At 74.3% G+C, this 15,131-nt stretch carries 13 protein-coding genes; 5 read left to right on the top strand and 8 right to left on the bottom strand.

Going from position 1 to position 15,131, the window contains the following annotated elements:
- Window positions 1-13: 13 nt before the first annotated feature.
- Together rph and ACF07N_RS03830 are read right to left on the bottom strand one after the other, a co-directional pair.
- Window positions 14-2,629 carry a rifamycin-inactivating phosphotransferase gene (gene rph, locus ACF07N_RS03835; protein ID WP_392107922.1) on the bottom strand — a complete coding sequence of 872 codons (2,616 nt, stop codon included), beginning with the start codon at window positions 2,627-2,629 and terminating at the stop codon, window positions 14-16.
- A gap of 304 nt (window positions 2,630-2,933) precedes the next feature.
- The gene (locus tag ACF07N_RS03830) at window positions 2,934-4,121 is read right to left on the bottom strand and encodes an MFS transporter (RefSeq protein ID WP_392107919.1); all 1,188 of its coding nucleotides are present in this window, start codon (window positions 4,119-4,121) and stop codon (window positions 2,934-2,936) included.
- Window positions 4,122-4,209: 88 nt separating this feature from the next.
- Here ACF07N_RS03830 and ACF07N_RS03825 point away from each other — a divergent pair, with 88 nt between their 5' ends.
- Window positions 4,210-4,971: a DeoR/GlpR family DNA-binding transcription regulator gene (locus ACF07N_RS03825; protein WP_383584009.1), complete on the top strand. Its 762-nt coding sequence runs from the start codon at window positions 4,210-4,212 to the stop codon at window positions 4,969-4,971.
- Window positions 4,972-4,986: 15 nt separating this feature from the next.
- On the opposite strand, the gene ACF07N_RS03820 is transcribed toward ACF07N_RS03825, so the two are convergent.
- Window positions 4,987-5,832: an NAD(P)H-binding protein gene (locus ACF07N_RS03820; RefSeq protein WP_392107916.1), complete on the bottom strand. Its 846-nt coding sequence runs from the start codon at window positions 5,830-5,832 to the stop codon at window positions 4,987-4,989.
- 145 nt (window positions 5,833-5,977) lie between these two features.
- On the opposite strand from ACF07N_RS03820, the gene ACF07N_RS03815 reads away from it, so the two are divergent.
- Entirely contained in the window at window positions 5,978-6,853 is an 876-nt protein-coding gene (locus ACF07N_RS03815; protein WP_392107913.1) for an AraC family transcriptional regulator, read from the top strand.
- A gap of 182 nt (window positions 6,854-7,035) precedes the next feature.
- On the opposite strand, the gene ACF07N_RS03810 is transcribed toward ACF07N_RS03815, so the two are convergent.
- Genes ACF07N_RS03810 through ACF07N_RS03800 form a run of 3 tightly spaced genes read right to left on the bottom strand, consistent with a single transcriptional unit; the run spans window position 7,036 to window position 9,445 of the window.
- Window positions 7,036-7,794 (bottom strand): alpha/beta fold hydrolase, encoded by a 759-nt coding sequence (locus tag ACF07N_RS03810; RefSeq protein WP_392107910.1) that lies wholly within the window; start codon window positions 7,792-7,794, stop codon window positions 7,036-7,038.
- Between the two features lie 29 nt (window positions 7,795-7,823).
- Window positions 7,824-8,363: a gluconokinase gene (locus tag ACF07N_RS03805; RefSeq protein ID WP_392107907.1), complete on the bottom strand. Its 540-nt coding sequence runs from the start codon at window positions 8,361-8,363 to the stop codon at window positions 7,824-7,826.
- A 35-nt stretch (window positions 8,364-8,398) separates the two neighbouring features.
- Window positions 8,399-9,445 (bottom strand): glucose 1-dehydrogenase, encoded by a 1,047-nt coding sequence (locus ACF07N_RS03800; RefSeq protein ID WP_383335517.1) that lies wholly within the window; start codon window positions 9,443-9,445, stop codon window positions 8,399-8,401.
- A 367-nt stretch (window positions 9,446-9,812) separates the two neighbouring features.
- Between ACF07N_RS03800 and ACF07N_RS03795 the strand changes: the two genes are divergently transcribed.
- Window positions 9,813-10,718 carry an NAD-dependent protein deacetylase gene (locus tag ACF07N_RS03795; RefSeq protein WP_392107903.1) on the top strand — a complete coding sequence of 302 codons (906 nt, stop codon included), beginning with the start codon at window positions 9,813-9,815 and terminating at the stop codon, window positions 10,716-10,718.
- A 116-nt stretch (window positions 10,719-10,834) separates the two neighbouring features.
- Window positions 10,835-12,820 (top strand): protein-arginine deiminase domain-containing protein, encoded by a 1,986-nt coding sequence (locus ACF07N_RS03790; RefSeq protein WP_392107900.1) that lies wholly within the window; start codon window positions 10,835-10,837, stop codon window positions 12,818-12,820.
- A gap of 28 nt (window positions 12,821-12,848) precedes the next feature.
- Here the strand turns inward: ACF07N_RS03790 and ACF07N_RS03785 are convergent, their stop codons facing one another.
- Together ACF07N_RS03785 and ACF07N_RS03780 are read right to left on the bottom strand one after the other, a co-directional pair.
- Window positions 12,849-14,099 (bottom strand): SpoIIE family protein phosphatase, encoded by a 1,251-nt coding sequence (locus ACF07N_RS03785; protein WP_392107897.1) that lies wholly within the window; start codon window positions 14,097-14,099, stop codon window positions 12,849-12,851.
- Between the two features lie 192 nt (window positions 14,100-14,291).
- On the bottom strand, window positions 14,292-14,693 hold the full coding sequence (locus ACF07N_RS03780) for an STAS domain-containing protein (RefSeq protein ID WP_392107894.1): 402 nt from the start codon (window positions 14,691-14,693) through the stop codon (window positions 14,292-14,294).
- A 108-nt stretch (window positions 14,694-14,801) separates the two neighbouring features.
- On the opposite strand from ACF07N_RS03780, the gene ACF07N_RS03775 reads away from it, so the two are divergent.
- On the top strand, window positions 14,802-15,131 hold the full coding sequence (locus ACF07N_RS03775) for a helix-turn-helix transcriptional regulator (protein WP_392107891.1): 330 nt from the start codon (window positions 14,802-14,804) through the stop codon (window positions 15,129-15,131).

The following is a 15,131-nucleotide window of genomic DNA, read 5'->3' as shown; positions in this document are numbered from 1 at the left end:
ACCGGCCGGCCGGTCACGGCAGGAGCTCGACGTACCCGTCGCCGCCGTGGACGCGGATGCGCTGCCCGTCGCGGATCCGGCGGGTGGCCCCGCCCACGCCGACGACGGCCGGGAGGCCGTACTCACGGGCGATGACAGCGCCGTGCGTCATGAGGCCGCCCACCTCGGTCACCAGGCCGGCGATGCCCACGAACAGCGGCGACCAGCTGGGGTCCGTGCAGGCCGTGACGAGGATGTCGCCCGCCTCCAGGTCGGCCCGCGCCAGGTCGAGGACGACACGGGCCCGCCCTTCCACGGTGCCCGCGGACACGGCCAGGCCGACCAGGGCGTCGGCCGGCACGTCGTCGCGCCGGTACGCCCCGTTGAGGGCCTCACCGTCCGAGGTCAGCACCCGGGGCGGAGTGAGAGCCTGGTAGGACCGGAACGCCTCCTTGCGCTGCCGGACGAGCCCGGCGTCCACCCTCCGGGAGCGCACCGCGTCGTGGAACTCCTCGAAGGTGAGGTAGTGGACGTCCTCCCGCTCGGCGAGCACACCGGCGCGCACGAGCCGCTCGGCCTCCTCCAGCAGGGCCTGCTTGTAGACGAAGTAGCGGCTGACGATGCCGTACTTGGGGTACTCCCGGTATCCGATGAAGGTGCGGACGCGGTCGATCATCCGTTTGGTCTCCTCGGCCTTGCGCTCACCGTCCGGCAGGGCCCGCAGGCGTGCCAGCACGTCCTGCTCCTTCTTCCGCGCCTCCTGGCGTCCTTGCTCGAAGCGCCGCCGGGCGGCGCCCGGTGCGAAGTTCCTGACGTTGTCGAGGATGGCCGGCAGGAGCGTGCTGGGACGTTCGCTCCAGCGCGGCCTGGTGATGTCGATCTCGCCCGCGCAGCGCATGCCGTAGCGGTCGAGATAGGCCTCGATGGCGGCGCGCGCTTCACCGCCGCCGGGGAGTTTCGCCAGGGCGTCCAGGAAGTCGTCGTCCTCGGCCTCCCGCAGGAAGGCCACGACCTGTGGGTGGGGCCGGATGACGTCGGCGACGTCGAGCAGGTCGAGACCCATCTCGGACGTGATGTTGCCGGGGGCGGACAGGGTGAGCGTGTCGGCCGCGTTCTTCTCCCCGAGCCACTCCCCGAGCTTGTCGTTGAGCCACCACGTGGCCTCCATGCCGGCCATGATCACCCGGATGCTGAGCGGGTCCCCGAGCACGCGCTTGTGTTCCTCGAAGGCTTCCCGCAGGAAGTCGAACAGGGCCGGTCCGTTCTTCGTCCGGATGTCGCGCCGCAGCGCGGCGAGGGATTTCTGGCTGCGCTCGATCAGTTCGGTGACGACGGCGGGGTCGGTCTCGAGCGGTTCGGGGTCGCCGCCCGCCACGGGCCCGCGGGGGGCCTGGGGTCCGCCGGGGGCGGGGTCCGGGAGCGTCGGAACGAAGTCGCCCCGTTCCAGGAGGGTTTCCAGCGCGTCCCTGACCAGCGGGTCGCCCCGGCCCATGACGTCCAGGAGCCCGGCGCGGTGCGCGGGTGACGCCAGGCGCCGGGTGACGTCGACGAACAGCCTGCCCCCGGCCTCCTGCATCGGTGCCATGGCCGTCAGCCGCCACATGGACAGGCCCAGGGGTTTCATGGGGTCGGTCATCATCTGCTGGTGGCCGACGGAGACGTAGACGTGGTTCTCCTCGTCATCGGCCTCGGGGACGGGGAACAGCGTGGTGATCGGCCGGCTCTGCACGATCCGGAAGCCGTCGTCGACCAGACACCACTCGATGTCCTGCGGACGGCCGAAGTGCGCCTCGATGCGCCTCCCGAGCCGCACCAGCCGCAAGGCCTGCTCGTCCGTCAGCGCCGGCTGCTCCTGGCGCCGCGGATCGACCTCCACCTGCCGCGTGCCGCCGCCCGGCGTCGCGTGCACGGCGCGTCGCTTCGCGGAGATCGTCCGGGCGACGACCTCGCCGTCGCGCACCGTGAAGACGTCCGGGTTCACCAGACCCGAGACCAGGGCCTCGCCGAGGCCGAAACCGGCGTCCACGGTGGCGGCCTTCCGGTCGCCCGTGACGGGGTCGGCCGTGAAGAGGACGCCGGACGCCTGCGGGAAGACCATCCGCTGCACGACCACGGCCATCCGGACCGCGCGGTCGTCGACGCCGTTGCGCCGGCGGTAGGTCACGGCCCGCTCCGTGAACAGAGAGGCCCAGCACCGGCTGACGTGCCGCAGGATCTCCGTCGTCCCCACGACGTTGAGGTAGGTGTCCTGCTGGCCGGCGAACGAGGCCGTCGGCAGGTCCTCGGCCGTGGCGCTGGAGCGGACGGCGCAGGGGACGTCCGCACCGAGCCCCGCGAGCGCGCGGGTGATCGACGCCGTGACCTCGGCCGGGACGGCGGCCTCCTCGACGGTGCGGCGGATCCGCGCGCTGAGCGTGCGGAGCGCCTCCCGGTCGTCCGGGTCCACGCGCGACAGCAGGTCGAGCTGCTCGTCGAGCGAGGGCACGTGCGCCATGGTGTGCCGGAAGGCGCCGGTCGTGACGCAGAAGCCGCCCGGCACGCGGACGCCCTCGATCCGCGACAGGTCGCCGAGGTGCGCACCCTTGCCACCCGCGACCGCGGTCTGCGTCGCGTCGAGCTCGGCGAGGTCCAGCACGTACCGCTCGCTCATGCGTGCGCCTCCGGGCCGGCCGTGGTCCGATGCGACAGCAACTCGCGCATGTGATGCCCCGTTTCCGCAGGTCGTGGTTACGGTCGACGATTCTGCGCCGTGCCCCGGGCCTTGCCGCAAGCCCCCCGGTGCGCTATAACTTGAGACAGGCAAGGAGATCTCTCTCCTTGCCTTCGCTGTTTTCTGCCGCCGGTCCGCGTCGCTTCGCCGCCGTCCGCGCCACCGTGCGGGCCGCCCTCAACGGCCCTCCGCCGCATCTCGGACGGGCCTGCGCGGCGCGGGTCAGGTCGCGCCGCGCAGGCGGTCAGGAGGCCAGGTCGGCCGTGCGGGGCCGCTCGGGAGCGGGACGCAGGATGCCGGCCCCCGCGGCGGCGGTGGCGCAGCACAGGGTGAGCAGCAGGAAGGTGTGGTTCAGGGCCATGACCTGGGTCATCCAGCCGATGACGGCGGGGCCCGCGAGCATGCCGACGTAGCCGAGTCCGGCGACCCGGGAGACGTTGGTGCCCGCGGCCGAGGGGTCGGCGTGCCCGGCCGCGCTGAACAGCTGCGGGATGCAGCCGGACAGGCCCAGCCCGAACAGCGCCCAGCCGGCCAGCGCCGCCCAGACCCAGGGCGACAGGGCCACCACCGTGATGCCGGCGGCGGCCAGGGCCGCCCCGTACCGCAGCACGGCGACGGGTCCGAAGCGCGCGGACATCCGGTCCGCCAGGAGCCGGCCGGCGGTCATCGTGGCCGCGTACGTGCCGTAGGCGAAGGCGGCGGTGCTCTCCGGCGCGCCCAGCACGGACTCCAGATGCAGCACGCTCCAGTCGTTCGCGGCCCCCTCGCACAGCATGACCAGCAGGGCCAGGACGGCCAGGAGCCAGATCCGTGCCGGGACGGCGCGCTCGCCCGCCCCGGGTGCGCTCCCGGCGCCGGCCGGCGCGGCGGCCGGCCCGCCCGGCAGGAGACCGCGTGCCGCCACCAGGGCCACGGCGACTCCGAGACCCGCGGCGGCGCCCAGCGCCAGAGCCGGATCCCAGCCGGCGCCGATGGCTCCGGCACCGGCGAGCGCGGCGAGGACACCGCCCACGGAGAACGTGGCGTGGAAGGCCGACATGACGGGCCGCCCGTAAGCCTTCTCCACCTGTACGGCGTGGGCGTTCATGCTGACGTCGAGGGTGCCGTTGCCGAACCCGAACAGCACCAGGGCCGCGCCGAGGGCCCACGGCTCACGGGCGAGCACGGGCAGGACCAGGGTCGCACTGCACAGCACTCCGGCCAGCGGGACGACGGTGCGGGTGCCGAGCCGGTCGGAGAGCCGTCCGCCGGCCTGCATGCCGGCGAAGGCCCCGGCTCCCAGCAGAACCAGGAAGCCGCCCAGGGCCGCGTGGCTGATGCCGACGCGTTCCTCGACGGCCGGGATCTGGACCACCCACATGCCCAGCAGGGTGCCGTTGAGGACGAAATAGACGAAGGTGACGACGCGAGCCGCGCGCAGCGCTCTTTCCATGACGCCACCATAACGAACAAACCACCTGTTCGAAACGGCGCTTATCGAACACGTCGATTGTTCGATGGGAGTGGTGTTCAATCACCGTATGAACACCGCGGAACGTCACCGGCTGATCGCCCAGGCCGTCCAGGAGGCGGGGACGGCCACCGTCGGCGAGCTCGCCGGCCTGACCGGCGCCTCGGAGATGACCATCCGCCGCGATCTGGACCACCTGGCCGCGCACGGCGTCCTGGAGCGGTTCCGCGGCGGCGCGCGCACCCTCCTGCTGCGGGGCGACGAGCCGCCCTTCGCGCTGCGCGCCCACGAGGCGGTCGAGGCCAAGCGCCGGATCGCCGCCGAGGTGGCCTCACTCGTCAGGGACGGCGAGACCGTCCTGCTCGACAGCGGTACGACCTGCCTGGAGGTCGCACGCCTGCTGCACGGACGGCAGGTCACCGTGATGCCCCTGTCCCTCCAGGCCGTCGCGCTCCTCGCCGACGCTCCCGAGCCGACCCGCCTCCTGGTCCCCGGAGGCCGGCCCCGCCCCGGCGAGGGAGCCCTCACCGGCCCCCTGACCCTCGCCTCACTGGCCGCGCTGCGGTTCGACACCGCCGTCCTGGGGTGCTGCGGCCTGACCGCGGGGGACGGCCTGACCGCCTACGACCTCGACGAGGCGTCGGTGAAGCAGGCGGCCATCGCCTCGGCCCGCCGCATCGTGGCCGCCGCCGACGGCAGCAAACTCGGCCGTACGGCGCAGGCCCACGTCGGCCCAGCGTCCCTGGTGCACGTCCTCGTCACCGACACCACCGCCCCCGCGGACGAGACGGCCGCGCTCGAGAGCAGCGGCATCACGCTCCGGCGGGTGTGACGCGCGCGAGAGCGGTCAGGACGGCCAACCGCCCGCCGCCGCGGTGGCCTCGGCGAACCGGGCGAACGTCCGCGGCGGCCTTCCGAGGGCGCGCTGCACCCCGTCCGAGACGTACGCGTCCCTGCCCTCGCGCAGGGGCTCGACGACGTCCGCGAAGGCCCGGGCCTCCGCGAGCGGCAGTCCCTGCTCCACCAGTTCCGCGACGTACTCCTCGACGGAGAGCGGTACGTAGCGGATGTCGCGGCCGGTGGCCCGGGAGATCGTGGCGGCCGCCTCGGCCACCGTCACCGCGCGCGGGCCCGACAACTCGTAGATCTCGCCCGCGTGCCGGGCGTCGGTGAGCGCGGCGGTCACCACGGCGGCGATGTCCTCGGCGTCGACGAAGCTGGCGGCCCCGTCGCCCGCGGGCAGCCGCAGCTCGCCCGCGCGCACGGCGTCGGCGAAGAAGCCCTCGCTGAAGTTCTGCGCGAACCAGCCCGGCCTGGTGATCGTCCACTCCAGGCCGCTCTCGCGCACCGCGGCCTCACTGTCCACGAGGCCCTCCAGGACACCGCCGCTGTCCTTCGCGTAGTGCGGATCGTCGATCCCGCGTCCCGAGGCCAGCACGATCCGGCGCACCCCGTGCCGCACGGCCCGCTCGACGAACGGGCGGACGAGCTTCGTACCGTCCAGCTGGACGATGTACACGGCCCGCACGCCGTCCAGGGCGGCGTCCCAGGTGCCGCGGTCCGTCCAGTCGAAGGCGTGCTCGCCGTTCCGGGAGGCCGCGCGGACCGGCAGTCCCGCCGCCCGCAGCCGGCCGGCCACACGGCGGCCGGACTTGCCGGTCGCCCCTGTCACCAGAATGGGTTGTTCAGACATGCCCCCAGTCAAGCGGCCGGATGCGAGACGCTCCATGCCTCACGAGCTCCGGTCGATGTCCGCGCGTCTACAGTGAGGGCATGGATGCCGTGTCACAGGTACTGGCCGGGGTCGGGCGCGCGGTGCCGTCTTCCGGCGGACGACTATGCGGCCGCCGTGGGCTCTGCGCATCGCCACCGGGGCTCCGCTGACGCTGGCCATGATGGTGCGCGGCCGTGCCTGGATCGTCCCCGACGAGCACGAGCCGGTGCCCGTCGAGGCCGGTGACATCGCGGTCGTCCGGGGTGACGCGCCCTACACGGTCGCCGACGACCCCGCGCACACCCCCTCGGTGGTGGTCACCAGCGCCGACTACTGCCCGTCGGCCGAGGGCTTCGCTCAGGGTCCCGGTCCCGCCCGGGCCTGCGGAATCCCGGCCGATGGAGCACCCGTACTGCTCAGCGGGGCCTTCGAGCGGCGGGGGGAGCTCAGCGAACGGCTGCTGCGGGTCCTGCCCGCCGTACTGGTGGTGCCGGCCGCGGGCGGCCTCTGCCCGTCGGCGGAGGCGGTGGCCGAGGAGATCGCCCGGGAGCGGCCGGGGCAGCAACTGGTCCTGGACCGGCTGCTGGATCTGATGCTGGTCTCCGCGCTGCGCACCTGGTTCGACGATCCGCGGTCCGGGGCCCCGGCCTGGTGCCACGCGCTGGACGACCCGGTCGTGGGTCCCGCGCTGCGGCTCCTGCACGACGCGCCCGCCCACCCGTGGACGGTCGCGGAACTGGCCGCCGGGGTGGGGGTGTCACGGGCCGCCCTCGCCCGGCGGTTCACGGCGCTGGCCGGAGAGCCGCCGATGGCCTACCTCACGGGCTGGCGGATCGCCCTCGCCGCGGACCTGCTGCGCAGCACCGACCACACCGTGGGCACGATCGCGAGGAGGGTGGGATACGCCAACGCCTTCGCGCTGAGCGTGGCGTTCAAGCGGCTGCGCGGCATGCGGCCGAGCGACTACCGCAACGCCGCACGAGGGCTGCCGGCCGGATGAGGACGGCCCGTCACGACGCGGGTCACCTGCGGACGTCGGCCCGGACCGCTTCCCCGACGGGGGTCCCGGACCGGCGCGCCGGCGGTCGGCCAGGCGCGCCGGCACGGGTGTTCCGGGTCCGTGCGGGAGGTGTCACGGCGGGTCCGTGCGGGAGGTGTCACGGCGGGTCCGTGCGGAAGGTGTCACGGCGGGTCCGCCCGAGCCCGCGTCAGAACGTCCGCCGTCACCGCGGGGTGGGGATGGGGGAACGCGTGCGCGCCGGGCACCCGCAACGCGCGGCCGCCCGCCCGGCGGGCCAGATGGCCGGCCCAGTCCGGCGGGCACAGGGCGTCCTTCTCCCCCGCCACGACGGTGACCGGGCAGGCGACGGAGGGCAGGGCGTCCTCGGGTGCGTCCCGCTGCGCCGACCGGACGCAGGTCAGCAACCGCCGCGGACCGGCCGCGAGGTAGGAGGGCAGCACGGCCGGCACGGCGTCCGGCGCCTCGTGGACCGCGGTGCGGGCGAGCGCTCCGAGCAGCGGACGCATCCGCCGCAGGTGGGGCGGGAAGGTCGGGGAGAGCAGCACGAGGGACCGGACCCGCCCGGGGGCGCGCACGGCGGCGTGCAGCGCCACCTGGGCGCCGGTGGAGTGCCCCGCGAGCACCACGGGCCCCTGCGGGACGACGGCCAGCCACCGTGCCACCGTGTCCGCCAGCGCGTCGAGCGTCTCGGGGCAGGCCGGTCCGCCGGGATCGCGGAAACCCGGCACGTCCAGCAGCCGTGCCGGTCCCGACCGGGCGCAGTGCGCGAGCGTCCGCAACAGGTATCCCGGCGCCCCCAGGCCCGGCACGAGCACGATCGCCGTGCCCCGCCGGTCCGTTGCCCGGGTCCCCGCACTGCGCACCACGGCCGCGCCGACGCGGTCGTGGCTGACGTACAGGAGCGGAGGCCGCTGCGGCACGGGTCGCCGGGTACCCGGCCCCGGCTTCCTCATGGGGTCCCGTCGGTCCGGCCGGGCGTGGGGGGAGAGGTGACGGCGGCGTGGGCGCGGGCCGCGGTCTCCTCCGGCGGGCCGTCGACGGAGACGACCGCGCCCGCTTCGTCCTGCCCCAGGGGCTCCAGGTCGGCGAACTGGGTGCGGAGCAGTTCGGGCGGCATGAAGTGGCCCCGCCTGGCGGAGATCCGCGCGGCGATCAGCTCGGGCGTGCCGTCCAGGTGCAGGAAGAAGACGCGCGGCGCGGCGGAGGCCAGCCGGTCGCGGTAGCGGCGTTTCAGCGCCGAGCAGGCCACCACGCCCCCGCGCTGCGCGTGACCTGCCAGCCACCCCGCGATCTCCTCGAGCCAGGGGCGCCGGTCCGCGTCGTCCAGGGGACGACCGGCCCGCATCTTCGCCACGTTGGCCTCGGGGTGGAAGTCGTCCCCCTCGGCGTAGGGGACCCCCAGGCGATCCGCGAGCAGGCGGCCCACCGTGGTCTTGCCCGAACCCGATACACCCATCACCACGACCAGCGGAGCGGAGTCGTGAGACATCCGGAACCTTCCCTTCGGGATCTCGTCGTCACCGGCTAGAGCTCGATGACCACCTTGACGTCGTCCTCCTCCGGCGTGAACGCCTCGGCCGCGCGGTCCAGCGGAACCCGGCGGGTGATCAGGCGTTCGAGCCACGTCAGGTCCGCCGCGGCCAGGGCGTCGGCGGCCTGCCGGTAGTGCCGCAGGTTGGCGTTGACCGAGCCCACCACCGCGTCGTTCTGCAGCACGATGTCCCGGTTGAGGGCGCCCGCGTCCACGGTCGTCGCGCGCCCGGCGGACGACACCCCGGTCAGGCACACCACGCCGTAGGGCGCGGTGCCGGTGAGCGAGGCCAGGACGGGCTCGTTCGCCCCGGTCGCCTCGATGACGACGTCCGGGCGCACGGCGGTGACGACCCGCTCGACGTCCCGCGCGTGGTACGTCGCGCCCAGGTCCCGCACCAGGCCGGGCTTGGGTCCCTCGCCGACCCGATCGACTACGTGGACGTCCAGCCGGCGCTGCGTGCCCAGGAGGGCGGCCAGCAGGCCGATGGGCCCGGCGCCGGTCACCAGGACGCGCTCCGGCTCGAACCACGAGCGGCCGCCGACCCGCTCGATCTGTTCCCACGCCTTGGCCACCACGCTGGCCGGTTCCATGAGGACTCCGGCGCGGTCCAGGTGCGGCGCCAGCTTCACGGCGTAGCCGGCCTCCACGCACCACGTCTCGGCGCCGTAGCCGTCGAGTTCCTTGATGCCGCGCTCGGTGTAGCGGCCGTTGCGGCACATGTCGAACTCGCCCCGGGCGCACGCCCCGCACGGTTCGGGGTCCGGGCGGCGCACCACCCCGGCGACGAGGTCTCCGGCCGAGAAGCCGCTGCCCTCCGGCGCCTGCCGTACGCGTCCGAGGGACTCGTGTCCCAGGACCAGCCGCTCACGGCCGGGCGGGGCCGAGCCGTACTCGCCCCGCGCGATCTCCTTGTCCGTGCCGCACACCCCCATCACCAGGCCGTCCACCAGCAGCTCGCCCGCGGCCGGGGCCGGGTCGGGCAGCTCCCGCACCTCCACGGAGTCCTTGGTGCCGGGCCGGACCGTCACCGCACGCATCTTCCACCTCGTCCCTCGCTCGGGCGGCGCGGGACGGGCACGCGCCGCTGTCCGACCGTCTGTCCCGTTCCCAGGGTTTCAGCACCGGGCGGCTGATATTCGCGGGGACACGGCCGCGTCTTCCCTGCGGGGCGGACCGTGATCCCGGCGGCAGTCCGCAGGCCGGCCCACCGGGAGGGGCGGCCGGACGGCCCCCGTTCGTCCGGACCCCGGCCCGGCGACGCGGATGTGCCGGACGGCTCCCGTTCACCGGCCCGGCCCGGCGGCGACCCGGCCCGGCAGCGACCCAACCGGCGGCAGCCAGCCCAGCGGCGGTCAGTCATCCGGTGCGCCCCCGTCGGCCGCCGCCGTTCCGTACCCTGACGGCATGCGCATGCGCCCCACCCTGAGCTGGACCCCGGCCGAGGATCTGCCGCCGGCCACCACGGACCTGGAGCCGGTCGCCGGCGCGCTGGGCGCCGGAGGCGTGCTGGTGCTCAGCGGCGCGGGCATCTCCACGGAGTCGGGCATCCCCGACTACCGGGGCGAGGGCGGGAGCCTGAGCCGGCACACGCCGATGACCTACCAGGACTTCCTCGCGGATGCGCGGGCCCGGCGCCGGTACTGGGCGCGCAGCCACCTCGGCTGGCGCACCTTCGGCCGGGCCCGCCCCAACGCCGGGCACCGGGCCGTGGCGGCGTTCGGGCGGCACGGCCTGCTCTCGGGCGTCATCACGCAGAACGTGGACGGCCTGCACCAGGCCGCGGGCAGCGAGGACGTCGTGGAACTCCACGGGGCCCTGGACCGGGTGGTCTGCCTCTCCTGCGGGGACCGCAGCCCGCGCCGCGAGCTGGCCCGGCGGCTGGAGGAGGCCAATCCGGGATTCGAGCCGGTGGCCGCCGGTCTCAACCCGGACGGCGACGCCGACCTCACCGACGAGCAGGTCGCCGGTTTCCGCGTGGTGCCCTGCGCGGTCTGCGGCGGCATCCTCAAACCGGACGTGGTGTTCTTCGGCGAGTCCGTTCCGCCGCAACGCGTCGAGCACTGCCGCGAACTGGTCCGCGCGGCGTCCTCGCTGCTGGTCCTGGGCTCTTCGCTGACGGTGATGTCCGGGCTCCGCTTCGTCCGTCAGGCGGCCGGGGCCGGTACGCCGGTACTGATCGTCAACCGGGACCCGACCCGGGGCGACCGGCACGCCGTCACCCGCGTGTCGCTCCCCCTCGGCACGGCCCTCACGGCCGTGGCGGACCTGCTGGGCATCGCCGTCGGCCGGCAGGCGACACCGGGCGCCTGACCGCGCCCCGGCGGGGCTCACCGCGGTCGCGAACAGCAACTCGCGTCCCCCAGTGAACGCACAGCCACCGTCCCTCCTCTTGCTGGGCGGAAGCCCGCAACCGAGAGGAACCTGCTGTGCGTTCACGTACACGTATACGTCCGCGCCTGTACCCGGCCGGGTCGGTGGTGCTGGCCGTCGCCGCCGCCGGATCCGTGCTGGCCGGTCCGGCCGGCCCCGCGTCCGCCGCCGGGGCGGGACCGCGCGCCGACCTACGGGCGGATGTGAACCGCGACGGGCGGGTCGACGTCACCGGCGGCAGCGACCAGAACGGCGAGGACGGCTGGACCGTACAGCGGGGAGCCGTCTATCTGCCCAACATCGACGACGACAGCAAGCGCTGCCCGGTCACCGGGCCCGGCGGCAGCCCGCTGTCCGACGCGAAACTGGCCGCGTGCCACGACGGTTCCGACACGAAGGTCAACGGCGCCGCGGACGCCGCCGACCTCGCCCGGGTCCGTTCCGTGCCCCTGCCGGGCCTGCCCGCGGACGCCAAGGGCACGCTGAAGCTCACCACGGGAGGCGACCACGCGCATCTGTTCCTCAAGCGTGCCGGGCAATGGGTGCCGGTGACGGCGCAGACCCGGCTGACCGCGGCCGAGTTGCGTGCCGGTGCGGAGTTCGGTGTCGAGGCCACCGACGTCGTCCGGGACAGAGCGAAGTGGGACGGCCGTGCGGTGGTCCGGCTGACGGTGACGTCCGGCGGGAGGTCCACCTCCGACGCCGTGACCCTGCGCGTGGCGCCGCTGCTGACCCACCATCATTTGCAGGACACCCGGCAGGTCATGGTGAGCGAGGTCCAGGGGCAGGGCCCGTACAGCCGTCTTCAACAGAAGTTCGTCGCCGAACTCGCCAAGGAGGTCGAGCGGGCCGGGGTCACCGCGCCGCTCGTCAAGTTCACGAAGTACGCCGACCCCTGGGCGCAGGACTTCGTGGAGCCGGCCTACGTCAGCATGACCGGGCCGGGCGGCGGGCGGCACGTGCTGCGCGTGATGCTGCGTTCCGCACAGCCGGAGCGGGACGCCGGGCGTGAGCTGTTCGAGAAGGTACGCGGCCGGGACATCGGGGTGGTGCAGGTGACCGACCGGGCCGAGCCCGACGACTGGTCGCTCAACTCCATGGGGAACCTGGAGACCATCCCGCCCTACACGCACGGCGGCCGCTCGTTCCCGGCCGGGCGGATCATCATGGGCGAGCGCAAGGACAGCGGGGCGCGCCCGTCGAAGGTGATGCGCACGCTGCTGGCGTCGCAGGGCATGCAGGACCCGCTGCTGCTGGACACCTCCTGGCTGGGCGTGGGCCACGTCGACGAGTTCGTGCAGTTCCTGCCCGCGGACACCCCGCGCGGATGGCGCATCGGCGTCGCCGACCCGCAGGCGGGGCTGCGGCTGCTGCGGGACGCCCAGCGCGACGGGCACGGCAAGACGAAGATGTTCTCCGTCCCCGGCCGCAGTGACAGCCCGGCGCCCAAGGAGACCATCGACCAGGCGCTCGCCTCCCGGCACCTGGTGTCCGACAACGAGATGGCGGCGCGGCGCATCGCGGCCAACCTGGAGGTCATCCGGCGGGAGACGGGCGTCACCGACGCGGAGATCGTGCGGGTGCCCGCCCTGTACACCCGCGACTCGGAGGCCTTCACCGCCGAGGGGCAGGAGGTTCCCGTGCCGCGGCTGACGCGCATGGGCGCCGGCTCCGGCGTCGTCGACAGCCTCGGGGACTTCGGCCAGCAGAAGTGGCTCGCCGAGAACCGGCCCGCCGGGCGGGCGGCGGCCGCGGAGGCGGTGACGACCAGCGCGTACGTGCCCGGGGCGGTCAACGGCGTGCTCCTGGCGCGCGACCGCTACCTCGCCCCGCGCCAGTGGGGTCCGGTCATCGGCGGCAAGGACGTCTTCACCGAGGCCGTCACCGCCGCCTACCAGCGGGTCGGCATGAAGGTGTCGTACATCGACGACTGGTACACGTACCACCTCGGGATGGGTGAGGTGCACTGCGGCACCAACACCCTGCGCGACGCGACGGGCGCCTGGTGGCAGTTCCCGGCTGCGCGCGGCAACGGCGCGTAGGTGCCCGGCCGCCCCGTGCGTGACGTGCTCACGTACCGGTGGCGGGGCGGCCGGGCAGGGGGGCGTGGACGGCGAGCACGGCCGCGTCGTCGTCCACGCCGGAGCCGAGCGCGGCGAGGAGGTCGCGCACCGCGGCGACGGTGCGCCGCGCGGTGGTGGGGGCCAGTGACCGGACGAAGCCGAGGAGGGCGTCGTCGCCGTAGCGGTCCCCGCCGCTCGCCGCGGTGTGCGCTTCGGTGAGGCCGTCGGTGTACAGCAGCAGGGTGTCACCGGGCGCGAGGCGGAAGCTGGTGGTGGCGACGGCGGCGTCGGGCAGGACGCCGATGAGCTGGCCGCCGGGCGTGGGCAGGTGGTCGGCGGTGCCGTCGGCGCGCAGCAGCAGAGCGGGCGGGTGGCCGCCGCTGGCCAGTGTGATGTGGAAGCCGCCCGCGTCGCCGTCGGGGGTGAGCAGCCCGAAGAGGACCGTGCAGAAGCGGGGGTCGTCGGCGCCGGAGTACTCGTGGTTGAGGACGGTGTTGAGGTTGCCGAGGACGGCGGCCGGGTCGGGGTCGTACACGGCCGCGGCGCGCAGCGTGTAGCGGGCGAGGGAGGTGACGGCCGCGGCCGTGGCGCCCTTGCCGCACACGTCGCCCAGGAAGAGGCCCCAGGTGCCGGCGGCGAGGGGGAAGAGGTCGTAGAAGTCGCCGCCGACCTCGTCGGCCGAGGCGATGTGGTAGTAGGCGGCCACGTCCAGGCCGGGTACGTTCTCCAGGGCCGGCGGCAGGAGTGTGGCCTGGAGGGTGGTGGCGAGCTGCCTGAGCCGTTCGCGCTCGCGCTCCGACTCCTGGCGGGCGCGCAGCAGCTCCTCCTCGTAGGAGCGGCGGTCGCGGGCGTCGAAGACGGTGGTGCGGATCAGCAGGGGCTCTCCGTCGCCGTCCGTCTTGACGGTCGAGGTCACCAGGACCGGCAGCCGGCCGCCGTCGGCCGTCCTCAGCTCCAGGGCGATGCCGCTGATCTCGCCCTGCATGCGCAGCAGCGGCGCGAAGTGCGTCTCGTGGTACAGCCGCCCGCCGGCGGTGAGGAGGTCGGAGAAGGTCCTGCGGCCCACCAGGTCCGCGCGCCGGTGGCCGAGCCAGTCCAGCAGGGTGGCGTTGACCTTGACGATCGTCCCGTCGAGCAGGGTGGACAGGAATCCGCAGGGGGCGTTCTCGTACAGGTCCTCGGTGCTGTCCTCCAGCAGGGTGGAGGGCAGCCGGTCGTGGGGCCCGGGGTCCCGGCCGTCGCCGGTCCCGCGCGTCATCGGAGCGCTCCGGAAGGGGCCGTGATCGCCCCGGAGAACGTCATCGGCCTCGGATCCGGCGCACGGCGGAGGTCCAGCACGTCCTCCACGGTAACGGTCCCGGACGGGGGGCCGCTCCCCCGTCCACGGCGAGCGGCCGGGCCGCTGCCGGCCGGGCGCCGGAGGCGGGCCGGTGACCGGCCGGGGCCGGCCCTAGGAGGCGACGGCGTCCTCGACGGTGTCGCGCAGCTCCAGGAGGCCGTCGACCCCGGTGATCTCGCAGAGCCGCCGTACCTGGTCCGAGGGCGCGACCACGCGCAGGGGGGCCGCCCGGTGGGTCCGGATCAGCAGGTTCAGGAACGTCGAGTCCGCAAAGGTCACGCCGGAGGCGTCCAGGACCACCTTCGGACGGTTCCGGGCCGCGGTCTCCAGCGCCTCGGCCAGGGGCGCGATCGAGTCCATGTCGTAGGCGCCGCGGGCGACGACGACCCAGGCGCCCGGCTGCCCGTACTGCTGCACCGGGGTCCCGCACGAGGTGTGCCCGGTGGCCTGCTGCGGAAGGGACGTCCCCCTGCTGCTCGTGCGTGCCGGTGCGGCGGTTTCGTTCCAGGGCACGTCGGGCTCCTCCCTTCGGCTCTCCTGCTCGGGAGCACGTCATCTGTTGCCGGAAAAGTATGTCATGTATCTGCGTTCCGGCAACGCCCTGTCCTTAGAATGCCGAGCATGGTTGCAGTGCCCGAATCACACACCGGATGGACGTTCGTCACCAGCCACGCGCGCGTACTGGCGGCCATCGCCGACAACCCGAACATCCGCATCCGGGACATCGCCGCGCGCTGCCGGCTCACCGAGCGCGCCGTGTCGCGGATCATCGCCGACCTCGAGCAGGACGGGTACCTGTCCCACAGGCGGGAAGGGCGCACGAACACCTATCGCGTCGAGCCCGGCAAGGTGCTGCGGCACCCGGCCGAGGCCGGCCTCCCGGTGGCGTCCCTGCTCTCGCTGCTGGTGCAGGACGAGACCGAGCGCTCCGGGAAGCCGGTCGCCTTCTGA

It is taken from the genome of Streptomyces sp. NPDC015242 (assembly GCF_043079125.1).
In the GTDB taxonomy this organism is placed as follows: domain Bacteria; phylum Actinomycetota; class Actinomycetes; order Streptomycetales; family Streptomycetaceae; genus Streptomyces.
This window is presented reverse-complemented; position numbering and strand designations above follow the sequence as displayed.